Origin of the sequence: Kitasatospora sp. DSM 101779 (assembly GCF_025655475.1) — a bacterium.
GTDB lineage: Bacteria > Actinomycetota > Actinomycetes > Streptomycetales > Streptomycetaceae > Kitasatospora.
Window position 1 is genome coordinate 1 of the sequence record NZ_JAHTIK010000015.1, and the last position, 2103, is coordinate 2103.

Here is a 2103-nt window from a genome sequence, read left to right on the forward strand (position 1 = left end):
CCGGCTGCTCCCCCGCCGTGCTCCTCGCCGTCGCCATCCTCGTCGTCCTCGTGCTGATCACCGCGCGCTGAACCGCCTTCCGGGTCCTGACGCTGCGCACCGGCCCGCGCCCCCGCTGCCCCCGCCCACACGGCCGGGCGGCGGGGCGCTCCGGTGCGCGGCGCGGCCGCCCGGCCGGCACCCGCAGCGAAAGGACCCGCCGCCATGTCATTCTTCCGCCGCCTGTTCCCCGCCCCGCCCCCGCGCCCGCTCTCGACCTGGACGCCCTCGCCCGGGGCCTGCGCCAGGCCGCCGACGACATCGAGGCCCGCCACGACACCACCCTCGACCTCCTCGGTGACGGGGAGCTCCTCGAGGTCGACCTCCTCACCGACTACCGCGAGCGCATCGACGCGATCGACGCCTTCGAGGCCGACACGACCGCCTGACGCACCACCCCGGTCGGCGCTGCGCTTCCCGCCGTCGCGTACCTGCGCAGGACCGCCCGCCCACCCACCGGCCCGTGCGCACTTACCGCTGCGCACCCGCTCACCCGGCTGCGCAGCTGCGCACCGCCCGGATGCGCACCGGAGCATGAGACTGCGCAGCTGCGCACCCCGCTCACGCCTCGCCGGCGTCCGGGTGCGCAGCAGTCGACGTCGACTGCCCGGCAACGACCAGAGGCCGTCACCCTGCCAAGCGCGGGGTGACGGCCTCTTTTGCGTTCTCAGAGCCCCAGTAGCCTGGCGCCGGCCAAGGCGCGTCTTCGCCGCACGGCGGACAATGGATTTCCCGTGTCGGAGAGGTCGTGATCGCCATGGCAGCGCTGCCGACCCGCTGGAAGCTGACCTTCCCCGGCCCGGCCGGCTCCCCCTGGAAGAAGGAAACCGTCGCCGTGGAGCAGCAGGCCGGGTACGGCCCGCACGGTTACCCGCTCTACGCGGACGCGGACCGAAGCGTCCGGGTCGAGATCGAGGACGGCGGCCTGGTCCACGTCATCGACTGCGTGGGCCGATCCGTGCCGGACACACCCGTCCACGCGCACCCCCTCACCTGAGGCGCCGGACCGATCCCGCCAGAGCCGCTGCTGCGCAGCATGATGCGCAACCGCCTGGACGCACGTGTGCTGTCCCTGCGGCCACCTGCGCAGTGCGGAGGTGACCGCAGGGACAGCACAGCAGGAGTATGCGAATCCATCACGCGGCTTGCCGGTGGGCGCCAGAATGCGGCGGTGTTCATATCTCATGCCGCCCCCCTGCCGCTCTGGCGAGCAGTTGCTCCGGGGATCTTGCTCATTGCGGTCTTGGCCAGCGCATGCAGTTCCCCACCTCCGGTTACGGGATCTGCCGAAGTGACGTCTGCGGACATAACCCCCTGGCCGTTCACGGTTGACTCGGGCACGCTGCGTTGCCGCGAAGGCGGCGTCATTACCTTCGAGTCGGGCGGCACGGAGTATGCGGTCTACGGCGAACCGATCCGCGACCACTACTTTGCAGATCCCGGTCCCATCCAGAAGACCTTCACTCTGCCCAGCGGCCGGAAGTCTGGAGAGCCGATGAACTCAGTGATCGCCGCCGGGCAGAAGCTCTGTTAGGGATCGGGTCTGTTGCCCACGACGGTCATGCCCCAGGGGTTGCCGAGGACCGGCCACGTGATCGACAAAGGCCGCAGCGGCTGGGGCGCTGCGGAGGACGACGATGCCGACCCAACGGACCCGATCCACCGCGGGAACCGGGGCGCGGTCATAACCCGGTTATAGATCGAGCTTGCTGTTCGGCCGCGCGGGCCGGGGCAGAGGTTATGGGTGAGGGGTGGCACCCGCATCGCGGTGCCACCCCTCACCCATAACCGGGTTATAGCTGCGCTGGCTGGTCAGTCCCTGAGGCTGTCGACGAGGGCTTCCGCCAACTGGTAGACCTCAGTCTTGTCGAGGACCTTCCTTATGGCCGCCACGAACGCCGCGATGTCGTGCCAATCGACGTCGGGCACTGACACCGCACCCTGCGGTGCCCGCTGCTCCGGAACGGCAGGTGACTCGGCCGCCTCGACAGCTGTACGGCGTACAGGTTCAGCCACTGCAGCTGAGGCCGTTGGCGTTGTGGCCGTCGGAGCGGCGGTGGACGT

At 70.3% G+C, this 2103-nt stretch carries 2 protein-coding genes and 2 pseudogenes; 2 read left to right on the forward strand and 2 right to left on the reverse strand.

The window, feature by feature from the left end; all coding sequences use genetic code 11:
• A pseudogene (locus KSNIM_RS38985) lies at positions 1 to 524 on the reverse strand (hypothetical protein); the annotation flags it as partial.
• 272 nt (positions 525 to 796) lie between these two features.
• On the opposite strand from KSNIM_RS38985, the gene KSNIM_RS38990 reads away from it, so the two are divergent.
• Both KSNIM_RS38990 and KSNIM_RS38995 read left to right on the forward strand, forming a co-directional pair.
• Entirely contained in the window at positions 797 to 1036 is a 240-nt protein-coding gene (locus KSNIM_RS38990; protein ID WP_263108326.1) for a DUF6296 family protein, read from the forward strand.
• A gap of 294 nt (positions 1037 to 1330) precedes the next feature.
• Positions 1331 to 1573: a hypothetical protein gene (locus KSNIM_RS38995; protein ID WP_263108292.1), complete on the forward strand. Its 243-nt coding sequence runs from the start codon at positions 1331 to 1333 to the stop codon at positions 1571 to 1573.
• A 278-nt stretch (positions 1574 to 1851) separates the two neighbouring features.
• Here KSNIM_RS38995 and KSNIM_RS39000 read toward each other — a convergent pair.
• Positions 1852 to 2103 (reverse strand): annotated as a pseudogene (locus tag KSNIM_RS39000) (hypothetical protein); the annotation flags it as partial.

What these genes read in the sequence shown, in the direction of transcription:
- KSNIM_RS38990 (WP_263108326.1), top strand. Translation starts at nt 797, where the DNA reads ATGGCAGCGCTGCCGACCCGCTGGAAGCTGACCTTCCCCGGCCCGGCC.